This window comes from Desulfotomaculum copahuensis (assembly GCF_001655685.1).
In the GTDB taxonomy this organism is placed as follows: Bacteria; Bacillota; Desulfotomaculia; order Desulfotomaculales; family Desulfovirgulaceae; genus Desulfotomaculum_G; species Desulfotomaculum_G copahuensis.
On the sequence record NZ_LYVF01000053.1, the window covers coordinates 1 to 269 of the forward strand.

The following is a 269-nucleotide window of genomic DNA, read 5'->3' on the forward strand; positions in this document are numbered from 1 at the left end:
AGATTTTCTTCCAACGCGTCAAGTATGGCCTGCTGTATTCCCTGCTGTATTCCTTGCTGTATTCCCTGCTGTATTCCCTGCTGCATTCCCTGTTGTATTCCCTGTTTCATTCCCTGCTGCATTCCTTGTTTTATCCCTTGCTTCTTACCTTGATCAACCCACTTTTCTCGGATACCGTCAAACAACGGGGAAGCTTCCATCTTTGTCACCTCGATCACTTTTAAGATGATTTCTCTGGTGAAGCAAAGCGACGAAAACACTGCCAGGCC

The 269-nt window shown here is 46.5% G+C and carries 1 pseudogene; it reads right to left on the reverse strand.

Annotated elements, in window-relative coordinates:
• A pseudogene (locus tag A6M21_RS04505) lies at positions 1-269 on the reverse strand (hypothetical protein); the annotation flags it as partial.